The organism is Halorussus ruber, assembly GCF_004765785.1.
Lineage (GTDB): Archaea > Halobacteriota > Halobacteria > Halobacteriales > Haladaptataceae > Halorussus > Halorussus ruber.
Genome location: NZ_ML219770.1, coordinates 41,739 through 56,305 on the forward strand (window position 1 = coordinate 41,739; position 14,567 = coordinate 56,305).

Sequence of the window (14,567 nt, forward strand, 5' to 3'; positions counted from 1 at the left end):
GTCTCGAAAGACAACTACTGGCTGTGCCAACCAGCCGTTACTCCTATCCCGGCATGGGATTCGGAGGTACTTTTGTTGCCTGCGCCCCGAAGTCCCAGCACAGAAAGGGTGCTGTGTGGAATCCGGGGAATCCCGATATTGTCCGATTAGGGTGCGGGCAGGCCGCCTCGGTTGACTATTAGTACGGTATCGAATTAGTTAAACCATCCGTTCATAACGTCGAACGTGGCTAATGGAGGGATTGTCGGATTCATCCCCGCCGTGAACGACGAGGCTTTCTCCTTGCTCATCCGTAATTTCGCGCTGAATTTTTCTCGGCTACGACTGCCAGTAGGCCGGAGTCAGCAGTACCAGCACCGGCAGAATCTCCAGTCTGCCGATCCACATCAGGAACACCATGAACAACTTCGAGGAGGCCGGGAACGGGAGGTAGTTGTTCATCGGGCCGATCATGCCGAAGCCCGGACCGACGTTGCCCAGCGTCGCGGCCACCGCGCTCATCGCGTCGAGCGCGACCAAATCCATCCCCGTGCGGGCCGCGTCGAGGTAGACCAACAGCGCCGCGACGAAGAAGATGACCAGATACAGCAGGGTGAAGGCGTAGATTCCCCGGACCGCGCGCTCGTCGAGCGACCGGCCGCCGAGTCGGACCGGTCGGACCGCCTCGGGGTGGACCGTGGTGAACAGCTCGCGCTTGAGCGACTTGAGGATGACTAGCCAGCGCACGATTTTGATGGCACCGCCGGTCGAGCCAGCAGAGCCGCCGATGAACAGCGTCACGAACAGCACGTACTGGGCCGGGGCCCCCCACGTGTTGAAGTCCATGCTCGCGTACCCCGTGGTCGTCACCAGCGAGACCACCTGAAAGACCGCGTGGCGCGCCGCCTTCTCCAGATTCCCGGCGATGGGACCGACGACCGCGGACTCGGCCGTCCCGCCGAGGAACAGCAGGAGCGCGACCAGCCCGGAGAACACGCCCAGCACGCCGACGTAGAACCGGAACTCGTTGTCCTCGCCGAAGACCTCGGGTTCGCCGTTCAGCGCGTGCCAGAACAGCGCGAAGTTGGTCCCCGCCGCCACCATGAACGGGACGATGAGCCACTGGACCGCCGCGGAGAACGCCTCGATGCTCCTCGCGGCGGGGGAGAACCCGCCGGTCGCCATCGTGGTGAACCCGTGAGCGACCGCCTGATAGAGGGTCATGTTCGGCGCGAGGCCGACGAGGTGGAGGCCGAACAGCAGGGTCATCTCGAGCGCGGTGATGCCCAGATACGCCTTCCAGAGCGCGCGGGCCGTCTCGGCGATGCGGGGCGTGAGCTTCTGGATGCCCGGACCGGGGGCCTCGGCGTCCATCAGTTGCGCGCCGCCGACCGAGAGTTCCGGCAGGATGGCGACCGCCAGCACGACGATTCCCATGCCGCCGAGCCACTGAGTCTGCTGTCGCCACATCATCAGCGCCCGCGAGTGGTCCTCGAAGCCGATGTTCTTCATCACGGTCGCTCCGGTGGTCGTGAACCCGCTCATGGTCTCGAACAGCGCGTTGACCGGGTGGGCGACCGTCCCCTCGCCGGCGATGACGTAGGGCGCGGCCCCGACGATGGAGACCGCCAGCCACGTCAGCGCGACCATCAGGAACCCCTCGCGCGCCCCGAGGTCCGGGTCGTCGTCCAACTGTTCGAGACTCCACCCGACAGCGACCGCCAGCGCCATCGACGCGACGAAGGTAGTCACGCCCTCGCCGTAGAAGACGGCGAGCGCGAGCGGGAACACCATCGCCACGGCCAGCCACTTGACGACCGTGCCGACCAGACTGCAACTCGCTCGCCAGTCTACTCGCAGACTCAACATCGACCGAGACATGGCGGTTAGACTCCCGTCATAACTCGGCTGTCACTTCTTCGAGTACGTCTCTGTCCACGAACACGACCACGTGGTCGCCCGCTTCGATTACCGTGTCACCCCGCGGGACGACGAACTCCTCGTCGCGGGTGATGGCACCGACGACGAACCCTTCCGGCAGGTCGGCGACCGCCTCTCGGATGGGTCGGCCCACGAGCGCGGAGTCGCCGTCCACCTCGACTTCGAGGACTTCGGCCTTGTCGTTCTCGATGAGCGCGACGTTCTCGGTGTGGAGTTCGCGGGTGAACCGCGTAATCTCCTCGGCGGTGACCTCGCGGGGGTTGACGCCCACGTCCACGCCGACCGTCTCGAAGAGGCTGACGTACTCGCTGGTCTCGACCACCGCGACGGTCCGGCGCGCGCCGAGTTGCTTGGCCAGCACCGACACCAGCAGGTTCTTCTCGTCGCTTTCGAGCGCGGCGACCACGGCGTCGGCCTCGTCGACGTGTTCTCTGGCGAGGAACTCGGCGTCTGTCGCGTCGCTCTCCATGACGACCGTGTTGGGCAACTCCTCGGCCAACTCCCGAGCGCGGTCGTGGTCCCGCTCGATGAGGCGCGGGTGGAGACCGCGCTCCTCCAGCAGGCGAGCGGTGTGGTAGCCGATTTCGCTCCCGCCGATGATGACCAAGTCCTCGTTGCTGGAGGGCGTCTTCCGCGGAGCCAACTCGCTGGCGAACTCCTGGACGCTCTCGGGGCTTCCGATGACGACCACCTTGTCGCCGGACCGGATGCGGGTGTTACCGCGGGGAATCTCGACGTCGCCGTTCCGGAGCAAGGCCGCGAACGTCAGCGAGTCGAAGCGGTCGGCCTCGCTGACGGTCTGGTCGGCGACCGGACTCTCCTCGCGCACCTCGAACTCGGCCATCTGGACCGCGCCGCCCGCGAAGGGGTCGACGTCGCGCGCGGCGGGCAGCCCGATGACCCGCACGATGTCTTGGGCCGTGAGCAGATTCGAGCAGACCATGAAGTCCACGCCGAAGGCCCGCTGGTCCTCGGCGTGCTGCCACGTTTCGAGGTAATCGACGTTCTTGACCCGCGCGATGGTGAACGGGTCGTCCACGGTCTTGGCGGTGCCGCAGGCGACCAGATTCGTCTCGTCCTCGTCGGTGCTAGCGATAATCATGTCGGCGTCGTCGATTCCGGCCTCTCGGAGCGTCGCAATCGAGGTCCCGTCGCCTTCGATGGCCAGCACGTCCTCGGAGTAGGTCAGGGCGTCCACTCGCTCGCCGTCCACGTCCACGACGACGACCTCGTGGCTGTCCGCGAGGCTGGAGGCGATGGAGGAGCCGACCTCACCTGCGCCGATGATGATGACACGCATCAGTATCCTCCCTCATTCTTGGCGGCTTTTGCGAGCCACACCGTATGACTATTTCCTTTCGTGCCCGAGTTCGAGAGACCGCATGCTCGCTCCACGCCCCCGAGGAGGACACGGAACGCCGCGACTCGGTGGAGACCGTCATCGGGGTCGGTCGCGGCGACTGCTCGCCGACCGTAATCGCGGCCGGGTCGCCTCGGTTGCCGGGGTGAAGAAATAGGCATTTAGGAAATAATATCCTATATTAAAGCAATATATGTATTTCTTTTCGTGATCCTCGACCCGCGGTCGGCAATCGGCGCTTCGGCGGACGAGATAATCGGCGCTTCGCAGCGCCGAGGCGGCTATCGGCCGCCTCGGCCCGTCCGCTCGGCCAGAACAGGGGCGCGTTCGGATTTCGGTTGCGACCGGCACGTCCCGCGCTTACTCGGTCCTCACCGCGTTCGACACTCGCTTGGCGACCGAAGTCGGGAACCTGCTCGTACTCCCGTTCACGACCAGATTGTCGTAGAACACGTCGAGGACGGCCGGATTGACGGCGTCGCCGTGGCCGACGCCGACCCGGACGAGGCGGGCCTCGCCGCCGAAGCGCTCGACGACGCTGTCGAAGGTCTGGCCGTCGTAGCCCTCCTCGACGGCGGTGTACTCGAACCACCCGCTCGTGTCCTCGGTGTCGCCGCGCATCCGAGCCAGCACGTCGAACGTCGCCCACTGGCCGCTCGGACCGCCCGCGTCGGAGGTCAGGTACATTCCGTGTCGGCCGTCGTCGTTCTCGACCACGACGAACGTCTGGTCGGGCGCGATGGCCGTGTCGTCCGGCCCCGCGTAGTAGTCGTAGGTCAGTTCGGTGAGTCCGCCCAGCGTCGTCTCGGTCTCCGGCGCGGCGATTGCGGCCGCGTAATCGACCGTCGAATTCCCGTTCGAGGTGACGTGAATCGGGCCGGGATGGCCCTCGTCGCGCATCTCCTCGGGCGCGGCCGCGACCGTCGCGGTGTACGCGCCGTCGTCGTTGAGGTCGAACAGGGTGACGCCCGGCGGAAGCGACGTGTCCACTTGCTGGGCCGCCGCCCCGCGCGTCCCGTCTGCTTGGCTCTCGTCCGCGCCGCGATTCCAAGGTGTCGCGCCGCTTTCGGTCGCCGCGCCGCCTCCAGTTGCCGCGCCACTCCCCGCCGCCGCGGTGGTTCCGACCGCTCCCGCGACCAGCGCGCCGACCCCTTTCAAGACCGCCCGTCGCTCCCGGTTCATAGCTTCTGACACGACTTCCGCGCGTTTATGCTTACGGCCCGATTCCGCCTCGATTCACTCGTCACGGAATCAGTCGTCGTCGATGTGAAGCGTCACTTTCAGCGGGCCGTCGGTGCTGTCGAACGCGATCGCTCCCGAGTACCGGTAGTCGTCCACCGGGTCCTCGTTACCCTCGATAGTGCCGCCGACTTTCCCGCGGACGACGTTGTCCTCGATGGTGTCCACGCCGAGCGTCCCGGCCTCCGGACCCTTCTCGACGCGCCCGGAGACTCGGAACTTGTAGGCGACTCGCTCGCCCTTGGCCTCGATGCGGATGCGGTTCGGGAGGTCCTCGTCTTTCTCGTCGTCGTCGCTCGTCGTGTCTCGGACGAGGTCGCCGTTGACGAACACCTTGCCCTTCCCGTCGAGTTTCAGCTCGTCTACCTCGCCGGAGTACAGGAAGCTGTCACACCGCTCTTCGGAGACAGCGCCCTCCGCGAAGTCGTCGCCGACCGCGTCGTACTCGTCGCTCTCGTAGGTCCCGCCGCGCCACAGCGAGTCGGAGACGCGAACGAAGTAGCTGAACGTCTCGTCTCCGGCGGCGCAGAACGTGATTTCGTTTCCGGATTCGGCGCTCGCGGCCCCGCTGAGTCCTGCTCCGGCGAGTCCGGCGGCCGCGGTCCCCTTCAGCACCGAGCGTCGGTCGAGTCGCCCGTCGGTCGATTCTGCTCCGTCGCCCGAGTTCGTCTCCTCGGGCGATTCTCCGTCTCTGCGTGAGTCAGTCATTTTCCCACCCCGACTCCGGCTAACGCTCGCAGACGCTTTCAACCCGGTCGCTCCTCAAGCCAGATTTGGTCGCGTTGGGTCGGATTAACCCAGATTCAATCGAGAAACGGCGCGTTTCCCGAATCAACGCCGGATGGAATCGTCCCACCGGAGAAAGCGGTAAGGCTCATACGGCTCTCGCTCGTCTGTGGACAGACGGGAGGAACATCGGACATGCGGATTCTCATCGTCGGCGCTGGCGAAGTGGGTTCGAACATCGCGTCTAACCTCGCGGGAACTCACGAAGTGACAATGATCGACCGCGACCCCGAGCGCATCGAGGAGCTAACCTACTCGTTAGACGTGCTGGCGAAGGAGGGGGACGGGACCTCGCTCCGGACGCTGGAGGAGGCCGGGCTCGAACAGACGGACCTGCTCATCGCCAGCACGGACGTAGACGAGAGCAACCTCGCAATCTGCGGGACGGCCAAGACCGTCTCGGACCCGTTTACCATCGCCCGGGTGAAGAACGCCGACCTCCTCCGGACGTGGGAGCGGTCGCGGAGAGCGTTCAGCGTCGATTTCATGGTCTGCTCGACGCTGCTCACGGCGAACGAGGCGGTTCAAGTCGTCGGCCTCCCGCTCTCGACCGACGTCGACCGGTTCGCAAACGGACTCGTCCAGATGGCCGAGTTCGAACTCGTCGAGGACAGCCCGCTCGTCGGACAGACGGTCGGCGAGGCCGACCGCGTCGAATCGCTCACGTTCGCGTCGATTCTCCGGGACGGGGAGGTCCTCATTCCGCGCGGCGAGACGACGTTCACTTCCGACGACAAGGTCGTCGTCATCGGCAGTCCGGAGGGCGTCCGACAGTTCTCGCTACGGGTGATTCCGGACGAGACGCCGAGCGAGACCGAAAACGTGTTCGTCGTCGGGGCGAGCGAAATCGGGGTCCACGTGGCCCGTCAGCTACAGGACCGGGGCGTCGACGTCCGTCTCATCGAACAGGACAGCGAGCGAGCGGACGAAGTGGCGGAAATGCTGTCCGAGACCATCGTGCTGAACAACGACGCGACAGACACCGAGTTCCTCGAACAGGAGAACTTCGGGAAGGCCGACGCGGTAATCACGACGCTCGACAACGACCAGAAGAACCTGCTCGTCGCGCTCCTCGCCAAGCGGTTGGGCGTGAAGCGGGCGATTTCGGTGATGGAGTCCGAGGAGTACCGGGACCTGTTCAACGAGGTGGGCGTCGACGTCACAATCAACCCCCAAATCGTGACCGGGGAGGAAATCGCCCGGTTCACCCGCGAGCAGATAGCCGAGAAGCTCTCGTTCATCGAGGACTCCCGGGCGGAGGTCTTCGAAATCGAAATCGACCCCGAGAGCGTGTTGGCGGGGCGACCGGTCGAGGAGTCGATTGCGGACCTCCCGGCCAGCGTCGTCATCGGTGCAATCGCCCGCGACGACCGGATGATAACGCCGCGCGGCGACACGGTCATCGAGGCTGGCGACCACGTCATCCTGTTCACCGACGACGAGGTCTCGGAGGAAGTCCTCTCGAAGGTGTAGGGTTTCAGCGCCGCCAGTAGGACGGCGAGAGGACTACGAGTACCGAGAGAATCTCCAATCGGCCGATCCACATCAGGAACACCATGTAGAGCTTCGTGGCCGACGAGAATCGCTCGAAGTTGTTCATCGGGCCGACGATGCCGACTCCCGGCCCGACGTTCCCGAGGGTCGCAATAGACGCGCTCACGGCTTCGATGGCCGAGAGTTCCAGACCCACTCGGAGGCCGTCGAGGTAGATGAGTACCGACGAGACGGCGAAGATGCAGATGAATATCATCACGAACACGAAGACGCTACTGACCGCGTCGTCGTCGGCCACGTCGTCGGACACCCGGATGGGCCGAACTGCCTCGGGATGGACCGACTTGAACACTTCCCGCGACATCGCCTTCCTGATGAGATACCAGCGAATTATCTTGACCGACCCGGCCGCCGAGCCAGCGGACCCGCCGAAGAACATCGCAAAGAGGAGCGCGAGTTGCGCCGATTGGTCCCACGTGTTGAAGTCCATGCTCGCGTACCCGGTGGTCGTGACGATGGCGACGGTCTGGAACACCGCCTGTCGGAGCGCGTTTTCGATGTCGCCCGAGAGCGGAGCGATGTTCGTCGGCACTTCCGCGAGGCCGACGCCGTAGAACAGCAGGAGCGTGAAGAGGCCGCTGACCGCGCCCATCACGAGGAGGTACGACCGGAACTCCGCGTTCCGCGTCAGGCGGCGCGGTTCGCCCTTCGAGACGTACCAGAAGAGCGCGAAGTTCGTCCCGGCGACGACCATGAAGAGGATGACCGCCCACTGGATAATCGGCGAGAACGCCTCGACGCTTCGGGCCTCTGGCGAGAATCCGCCGGTCGGGAGGGTGGTCAGCGCGTGAGCGACCGCGTTGTAGAAGTCCATGTTCGGCGCGACGCCCGCCAGATGAAGCCCGTAGTACACCACCACCGCGCCGAGCGTGAACGCGGCGTAAATTCCCCACAGCGCGCGGGCCGTGTCCTGAATGCGGGGCGTGAGCTTGTCGATGGAGAGGCCGGGGGACTCCTCTCGGATGACCTGCGCGCCGCCGACCGAAAGCTCCGGCAGGATGGCGACCATCAGGACCAGTATCCCCATGCCGCCGAGCCACTGGGTCAACTGCCGCCACATGAGTATCGACCGCGAGTGGCGAGCGAACGAGATTTCCCCGAGGACGGTCGACCCCGTGGTCGTGAACCCGCTCATGCTCTCGAACAGCGCGTTGACCGGGTGGGCGACCGTCCCTTGGCCCGCAATCAGGTACGGAATCATCCCGACGAGCGGGACGACGAACCACGTCATGCTCACGAAGAGAAACGCCTCACGATGGCCCAAGTCCGGGTCGGACTGGAGTCGTTCGAGTGTCACTCCCAGCCCTATCATCACGCCGGACGTTATCAGAAAGGGGAGGGTGCTTTCGCCGTAGTAGAGCGCGACGAAGATGGGCAGCAGCGGCGTCACTGCCAAGTATTTCAGGGTCCGCCCGAGGAGCGCCAGACTTGCCGTATATCCGATAATATCGTTGAGAGTTGATTCGTGGCCTCCTCGCAATGTCTCTAGAAGATCGAAACTCATCGAAGTTATACCTCTATTGGCTCGCTAATAAGGAGTGTGGCTCTCGGACGCGGCAGGCGTCTGCAACGTCGGTACGGTCGCTAATTTGGGGCAACGTATCTAAAGTCGAGTAGGCTCGAAGCCCTCTAAAAACCCCACCATCGTCGTCGGCGTGCATCGGGTCTCGGGACCGAGGTCCCTACCCGCCGAACGAGAGCGGCTCGGCGGCCTCCCACCGCGGCGCGAACGTCTCGCGGACGCCCGCCGCGAACTCGGGGTCTTTCATGTCTATCATGGCGAACGCCTCGTCGGGGTTCAGCGGGTTCGCCACCTCGATGCAGACCTCCACGTCGTCGATGAGGTTGAACGTCCCGCGCAGACCCTCGGCGGTCCGGACCGCGAACTCGGGGTGGTCGGCGAACGTCTCGGCGTAGCGCTCGCCCACGCTCGGCGGGAGGGTGTCCACGACCTCCGGCGACAGCAACAGCGAGACCTCGACGCCGCGGTCCAAGGCGGCTTCGAGGTGTTCGGCCACCAAATCGCCCACGTCGCCGATGTCGAACTGGGCGGTCGAACCGCCAGCGACCATCACGATTTGGTCGTCGGCCGCGTCGAGGCGCTCGACCAGCAGGTCCGTCGAGTCCTCGGGACCCACCGCGGCGGTCCAGAAGCCCTCCTCGACGGGGTCGCCCGCGTCGAGTTCGTCGGTGAGGTCCTCCACGATGGCCTCGTACTGGTCGGCCTGCTCCTCTAACTCCTCGAGTTTGTCGTCGAGCAGGCGATTCAGCGCCGTCTCGGGTTCGACCGCGACGTACTTCTTGGGGCGACTCGCGCTCTGGGAGCGCGCGAGGTTGTGGGTCTCCAGACTGCTCAGCACGTCGTAGATGCGACCCATCGGCACGTCGCTCGCGCGCGACAACTCCTTGGCCGTTGTCGGCCCGGCGTCCAACAGCGACCGGTAGGCTCGCGCCTCGTACTCGGAGAGGCCGAGGTCTCGTAAACTCGCCATATTGGAGCCAGACGCTCCCTCCTCATAAACTCTCTCCTCGTTTGTTGTTGAAACTGTAGTAGTTCGGTGAGGGCGGGTAGTCGAGCGGACAGAGTTTGAAAAGAGAGAAATAAATATATTCATCAAAGAAACAAATATAAATATTAGAGAATTGTAAGGCGAATCCTACTCCGAGACCAAATCGCTTGGGCTACTCCGTCAACTCGGCGACGCGCTCGCTCAACTCCTCGGGCGTGGTCACGGCCTCGCTTCGCTCGCCCTCGACAACGACGGAGGCCGACCCCTGCTCGTACTCGTCGCCCGCGACGCCCGGCACCACGACCTTCTCGTGGTCGGCGACTCGCATCGCGGCGCGGTGGAGGTCCGACCCGGCGTCGTCGGCGACTTCGATGACGAGCGGGTCCCGGCAGAGGCGCGCCGCGGCGGTGGCGTAGACCGCGACCTGCACGCCGAGGCGGTCCGCGGCGTCGGCGAACGCCGCGATGGCACCCTCGGCGGCCTCGCGGTACGCCTCCTCGCCGGTCAGGACGGCGAGGTCAACGAGCGCGTCCGCAATCTCGGCGTTGTGGTCCAGCGGGCGGAGCGGTCGGTCGAGGAGGCCCGGACCCTCTCGGGGGCCGTCCACGAAGGCTCCTTCATCCTTCTCGCGCAGGTTCTCCAGCGCGTAGTCGGCGACCTCGCGGGCGGCGTCGAGGTACTGCTCGTCGCCCGTGACCTGCCGGGCGGTCGTGAGCGCGCCGAGCAGGTGGGCGTGGTCGGCCAGCAGGCCGGACTCGCTGGTCTCGCCCTCGTCGCCGAACTCCTCGGCGTCGAAGTGCGTAATCTCGCCGTCCGCGACCAGCTCGGAAAGCACGTAGTCGAGCGCACGCTCGGCGTACTGGCGGGCGCGCTCGTCGTCGGTGTAGGCCGAGAACGTCAGCAGGGCGTCGGCGGCCATCGCGTTCCAGTCGGCGAACGCGGTCGGGTCCACCGCGGGCGCGTCGGCGGCCTCGCGGTCGGTGGGTTCGAGCGCGTAGTAGTCGGGGTCGTCCTCGGCGTCGGTCTGGTCGGATTCGGACTGCTCGCCGGTCGCCTCCTCGCCGTCCGCATCGCCACTCTCGGGCAGTTCCGGCGAGTCGCCCGGTGCCTGACTCCCGGCGAAGGCCTCGCCGTTCCAGAGGGTCGTGGTCAGGTACTCGATGGTGCGCTCGGCCGGGTCTCGGTAGGTCTCGTCGCCGGTGTAGAGGTAGGCGTTGGCGTATGCCCGGACCAGCGCGGCGTTGGTCGAGAGCAACTTCTCGTGGTGGGCGTCGCTCCAGTCGCGGCCCTCGGCGAACCGGAAGAACCCGCCGTCGTAGTCGTAGAGGTGCTGGCTCACCGCCGAGAGGGTGGCCAGTCCCTGCTCGCGCTCGCGCTTGAGGGCGAACTCCACGGTCCGGGGCAGGGGGAACTTCTCGCTGTCGCCCCACCCGCCGTAACTCTCGTCGAACTTGTCGCCCAACTGCCCCGCGACGAGGCGCTCGATGTCGGGCGAGAGGTCTCCGGCGGGCGGGTCCTCGCGCAGGCTCCGGGGGATTCTGGCGGCCTCCTCGCCCTTGTGGGTCCAGAGGTCCCGGACGCGCTGGACGACTTGGCGCATCCCGTCGATGCCGAGGTATGTCGCGCCCGTCAGCAGGTCTCCCCCGGGCGTGCAGAAGACGTTCGAGGGGAACCCGCCCACGTTGTACCGCTCGCGGACCCGCGGCTGGCGGTCGATGTCCACCCGGACGGGAACGAACGAGTCGTTGACGTTCGCGGCCACCATCGGGTTGCTGTACGCCTCGCGGTCCATCTCGTGACACCACGAACACCACGTCGCGGAGAGCGAGAGGAGAACCGGCTTGTCGGCCTCGCGGGCCTCGGCGAAGGCCTCGTCGCCCCATTCGCGCCACTCGACTTTGGTCTCCTCGGCGCTGTCGTTCATGGCCGAGGGTTGGCGGTGGGTCGGGATGGGTCTTGCTATGTCGGAACTGTGTGGGGGAGAAGCGAGTCCTGTTTGTCAAATTGCATCGGCATTTGTATTTTTCTGAATCTGCAACCACATTCGTGGTTTTTGGAGACGAAGCTAGCTATTCCCGAAGCCGAGGAGTCACCGCACAGCACCGCACCGCGCCACGTCCTCCCCAACCGACTGCGCTACTCGCTTCGCTGCGTTGCTCGTCCCTCGCACGCCGGTGGCGCGGCATGAAGCCGCGCCAGCGCGCGCCGACCGCATTCGAGAAGAACCGCCAACCACCCATGTCACTCGGTGAATCAGCCGCTCTCCTTGGGGGAATGAAAGGGCGACCGCGAACCGCGCGAGGGCTTTCGAGGACATTGCGGTCTTATCTACTCCTGCAGATTCGAGAGCGAGGGCTTTCGGAACCACCGTTCCTAATCCCTCGTTCATTGTCTGTCTCCTTCTCGCACACGCCGTACATCAAATTATAGCCTTGAACTCACAAATTCACACAATCACCCCCGTCAGCGGGACGCTTACAATCACGCGCGCCTAAGACCCGAGCGTGCAGCAAGACCGGCTCCTGTTCGGACTCGCCGCGGTCCTCGCGGGCATCGCCACCCTCGAATTCGTGCTGGCGTTCGTCTACAGTCCCGCGTTGCTGGCGATTGCGATTCCGTTCGGCGCGGCCGCCTATCTCGTCTGGTATCAGGCCAGCGGGCGACTCCGCGAGCGCGTCGAATCCGGTCGCGCCGGGAGCTATCGCCGCGCGGACGCCGAGACCGGCGGATTCGGAGCCGGAGCGCGTGAGTCCTTCTCCCAGAGCAGATTCGGGCGGCAGGCCGAACAGCGCCGCGCGCGAGCAGGAGGAGCGCAGGCCGGTCGGGGGCAAGCGGGACGAGGACAGGCGGGCGGTGCGCGAGCCGGGTCGCGGGGCAGGGCCCGCACCGTCGGCAACTCCGGGCCGACTCCGGCGGAGGCCTATCGCGTCCTCGGTCTCGACGCCGACGCCGACCCCGAGGAGGTCCGACAGGCCTACCGCCAGAAGGTCAAGTCGGTCCACCCGGACCGCGAGTCCGGCGACGAAGAGCAGTTCAAGCGCGTGAAGGAAGCCTACGAAGTGCTGGACGAGCGCAACTGAGTTATTTCCGCGCTCCTCGCCCTCCCTGCCTTCTCCCCGCGCCGGGTCGGATTATCACCAATCGGATTTATTATGGAGGGGTCATAACACCTCGCTAACTTTCACCCCGCCATGTCAGCGAGACCTCCGCAGTGCGCCGTCGCCGCGGTCGCGGTCGCCCTCCTCGCGGCGACAGTCGTCCCGTGGGTCGGTGCCGGAACAGCGACCGCCGCCGGAAGCGCCTCCTTCGCCGAGACCGCCGTCTACGAGCAGAGCGGCGACGTGGCGAACATCACCGTCACCACCTCGAAGGCCGCGACGGTGAACCTCGGGTCGCCCGAGACCAACTTCTGGCTACAGGTGCGGGTCAGTTCGGGGACGACGACGCTCCGGCTCAACACCTACAAGGCCGGGGAGTCGAACCGCTACGAGCTATCGGAGATGGTCTGGGCCGCCGAAGGCTCCATCTCGAGTCGGCGGCTCCGGACCCCCGCAATCGACGCGCCGCTGGAGCCAGCGCGCTACCAGATGAACGTCACGACGAACGGACAGGAGCAGGCGCTCGCCGCGTTAGTCGTCGAGGAGCGCGCGACCAACGACGTGACCGCCCGCATCGCGCCCGAGCGAACCGACACGTCGAAACTCGAGACCGCCGCAGACGTGAAGGGGGCATCTGTCGCGCCGTGGGGAAACGGGTCGGTCGCCCGCGGTGACTGGTTGTTCCTCCGCGTCGACGCCTCCGGCGTCCGGGGGCCGCTGGTCGAGTCTGGCGGAGGGCTCGACACGTCCCAACTCGACGGCGAGGAGATACGCGTCGCTTTCGAGCAGACGAACGCGATGAACGAGCAGAGCCATACATTCACAGGCGCAGAAGCCGAGCGCGTCATCACCGGCGGGGACTTCGAAGGGTTCTACCTCGCGGTCGATACCGGGAACCACAGTATCGAAGCGGGCGACCGGTACGAGGTCCGGTTCACGATTCCCGAGCGGAGCGAACTCGCCGACTCGAAGCAGACCGTCTCGACCGACGTCCGCGTCGCCGAGCGCCGGGTGAACATCGAGGAGTACCACGGCGAGACCTTGACCGTCGAGGACGACACCACGTTCCACGGGAAGACGACGCTGACGCCCGGTTCGACCGTCAACATCTCGGCGCGGTCGGCCGCCGTTCCGCCCTTCCACTACCCGCGGACCGTCACCGTCTCGGGCGAGCGGACCTTCGAGGTATCGTTCGACTTCTCGGACCTCGAAGCGGGCCGGGAGTTCCAGATTCGGCTCAGCGACCAGAAGCGCTCGATTCCCGCGCAGATGAAGCCGCCGGAGACCACGACGGCCGCGCCGACCACGACCGCGAACGATTCGGACAACCAGACCACCACGCCGCCTCAGACGCCGACCGCGACGACGACTACGAAGACGACCGCGACGACGACCACGAAGACGACCGCCGAGGGCCTGACGCAGGTCGGAATGGGGGATACTCGGAAACCGCTGACCCAGCAGGCGGCCAAGAACGGAACCGGCGGTGACGGCGACGGCGGCGGGGGTGGCGGTCCCATCCCGAGCGTCCCCGGATTCGGACCGGTTGCGAGCGTCGTCGCGGTGCTGGCGGCCGCGCTACTGGCCGCCAGACGGCGGTAGTCGGGCGGGGTTTCGAGCCAGCGCAATCAATCACGTCTCCGCTCGGTGAAACAGACCACGTCCTGGTGGACTGAAAGGGCGAGCGCGGTTCGCGTTCGTCGTGGTCGTCTCAGCGACCCCTCTCCGGAGCGAACGAAGTGAACGAGGAATATGTCGCTGAGCGGCCGTCACGCGAGCGAGGTCTTGCCGAGCGAAGCGAGGCAACGGCTCGGAAGACGCGGTTTGTCTTCCGGTGCGAGTGTGACCTCGGAAGTCCCAGTCCGCGCAGGAGCGTAGTCGTTCGAAAATCGGAGGTTTTCGTGAGCACGCGAGAGCACAGCTCTCGCTGCCCTCGCGGGACGTTGTCCCGCTCAGTCACGAGAGAGCTTCGCTCTCTCGGACGACGACGAGCAGAACCGTCTTCCGGCGGCGAACCGCGCGAGGGCTTTCGAGGACGTTGCGGTCCCGTCTGCTCCTGTAGTTCCGAGCACGAGGGCTTTCGAGGCCACAGTCGCTACT

At 65.7% G+C, this 14,567-nt stretch carries 11 protein-coding genes; 4 read left to right on the plus strand and 7 right to left on the minus strand.

The features are described from left to right. Positions 1-318: 318 nt before the first annotated feature. Positions 319-1,860 carry a TrkH family potassium uptake protein gene (locus EPL01_RS03575; RefSeq protein WP_246045624.1) on the minus strand — a complete coding sequence of 514 codons (1,542 nt, stop codon included), beginning with the start codon at positions 1,858-1,860 and terminating at the stop codon, positions 319-321. Positions 1,861-1,876: 16 nt separating this feature from the next. Continuing rightward, positions 1,877-3,220: a Trk system potassium transporter TrkA gene (gene trkA, locus EPL01_RS03580; protein ID WP_135823895.1), complete on the minus strand. Its 1,344-nt coding sequence runs from the start codon at positions 3,218-3,220 to the stop codon at positions 1,877-1,879. A gap of 44 nt (positions 3,221-3,264) precedes the next feature. Here trkA (EPL01_RS03580) and EPL01_RS21415 point away from each other — a divergent pair, with 44 nt between their 5' ends. Further along, the gene (locus tag EPL01_RS21415; RefSeq protein WP_168215791.1) at positions 3,265-3,429 is read left to right on the plus strand and encodes a hypothetical protein; all 165 of its coding nucleotides are present in this window, start codon (positions 3,265-3,267) and stop codon (positions 3,427-3,429) included. Between the two features lie 211 nt (positions 3,430-3,640). On the opposite strand, the gene EPL01_RS03585 is transcribed toward EPL01_RS21415, so the two are convergent. Continuing rightward, a complete protein-coding gene (locus EPL01_RS03585) occupies positions 3,641-4,462 on the minus strand; it encodes a hypothetical protein (RefSeq protein WP_135823896.1) in 822 nt (273 codons plus the stop codon). 69 nt (positions 4,463-4,531) lie between these two features. Beyond that, complete coding sequence (locus EPL01_RS03590; protein ID WP_135823897.1) at positions 4,532-5,227, minus strand: hypothetical protein; 696 nt, start codon at positions 5,225-5,227, stop codon at positions 4,532-4,534. 168 nt (positions 5,228-5,395) lie between these two features. Here EPL01_RS03590 and trkA (EPL01_RS03595) point away from each other — a divergent pair, with 168 nt between their 5' ends. Then, a complete protein-coding gene (gene trkA / locus EPL01_RS03595; protein ID WP_281275328.1) occupies positions 5,396-6,778 on the plus strand; it encodes a Trk system potassium transporter TrkA in 1,383 nt (460 codons plus the stop codon). A gap of 4 nt (positions 6,779-6,782) precedes the next feature. Here the strand turns inward: trkA (EPL01_RS03595) and EPL01_RS03600 are convergent, their stop codons facing one another. The 3 genes from EPL01_RS03600 to EPL01_RS03610 form a co-directional block, all read right to left on the minus strand. After that, positions 6,783-8,363, minus strand: a complete 1,581-nt coding sequence (locus EPL01_RS03600; RefSeq protein ID WP_135823899.1) for a TrkH family potassium uptake protein — start codon at positions 8,361-8,363, stop codon at positions 6,783-6,785. Positions 8,364-8,541: 178 nt separating this feature from the next. Then, the gene (locus tag EPL01_RS03605; RefSeq protein WP_135823900.1) at positions 8,542-9,351 is read right to left on the minus strand and encodes a TrmB family transcriptional regulator; all 810 of its coding nucleotides are present in this window, start codon (positions 9,349-9,351) and stop codon (positions 8,542-8,544) included. A gap of 190 nt (positions 9,352-9,541) precedes the next feature. After that, on the minus strand, positions 9,542-11,293 hold the full coding sequence (locus EPL01_RS03610; protein WP_135823901.1) for a thioredoxin domain-containing protein: 1,752 nt from the start codon (positions 11,291-11,293) through the stop codon (positions 9,542-9,544). 580 nt (positions 11,294-11,873) lie between these two features. Between EPL01_RS03610 and EPL01_RS03615 the strand changes: the two genes are divergently transcribed. Then, a complete protein-coding gene (locus EPL01_RS03615) occupies positions 11,874-12,449 on the plus strand; it encodes a J domain-containing protein (protein WP_246045625.1) in 576 nt (191 codons plus the stop codon). Between the two features lie 111 nt (positions 12,450-12,560). Then, complete coding sequence (locus tag EPL01_RS21420; RefSeq protein WP_168215792.1) at positions 12,561-14,069, plus strand: BGTF surface domain-containing protein; 1,509 nt, start codon at positions 12,561-12,563, stop codon at positions 14,067-14,069. Positions 14,070-14,567: the final 498 nt, after the last annotated feature.